General features: G+C 59.8%; 1 protein-coding gene. It reads left to right on the top strand.

Features of this window, described 5'->3' with window-relative positions; genetic code table 11:
* The first annotated feature begins 76 nt into the window (after positions 1-76).
* Positions 77-889, top strand: a complete 813-nt coding sequence (locus AC07E3_RS21440; RefSeq protein WP_157020159.1) for an IS5 family transposase — start codon at positions 77-79, stop codon at positions 887-889.
* The last annotated feature ends 17 nt before the right edge of the window (positions 890-906 follow it).

The following is a 906-nucleotide window of genomic DNA, read 5'->3' as shown; positions in this document are numbered from 1 at the left end:
AGAGGCTGTTTCGAAAGGAGTTGAGGGGCCGAGGTTCACGTGATTCCAAGGAATTGCGACCTTCCTGGAGATTCTCATGTGGACCCCGACCACCCGTATTCAACATAGCCGTCCGACAGTTCGATACCAGACCGATCTGACGGATGCGGAGTGGAGCCTGATAGAACATCATCTTCCCGCCGCCCGGAAATCGGGCCGTCCACGTGCCTGGTCGATGCGCGAGATCGTCAACGCAATCTTCTACGTGTTGCGCGGCGGCATCGCCTGGCGGCTTTTGCCATTGGATTTTCCACCTTGGCCGACCGTCTATCGCTGGTTCGCGGCCTTTCGTGACACCTCGGTGTTCGAGAAGCTCAACCACGCCTTGGTCATGGCTGACCGCGAACGTGTCGGCCGTGACGCCAGCCCATCGGCGGCCATCATCGACAGCCAAAGTGTCAAAACAACCGAATCCGGCGGGCCTCGCGGCTATGATGCCGGAAAGAAAATCAACGGCCGCAAGCGCCACGCGCTGGTCGACACCGATGGGCGGGCGCTGCTTGTCGAACCGCACCCCGCCAACATTCAAGACCGCGACGGCGGTGGCCCGTTGCTTCAGGTCTCACGCCCTTTGTTCCCCTTCATCAAGCACGTCTGGGCCGATGGCGGATACAACCACGAGCGGGTCACGGCGGCTACGAACATCCTCGTCGAAATCGTCAGGAAAAAGCCGGATCAGGTCGGCTTCGTCGTTCTGCCAAGGCGGTGGGTGGTGGAGCGGTTCTTCGCCTGGATCAATCGTAACAGACGGCTGGCAAAGGACTTCGAGGCCACCGTCAATTCCGCCGCAGCCTTCCTCTACGCCGCATCTGCCATGCTGATCATTCGCCGATTGGCTCGATCATCATGAGTTTCGAAACCGACTCT

Source organism: Nitratireductor lacus (assembly GCF_056431025.1).
Note: the sequence above shows the minus strand (reverse complement) of the source record. Positions and strands in the feature narration are given on the sequence as shown.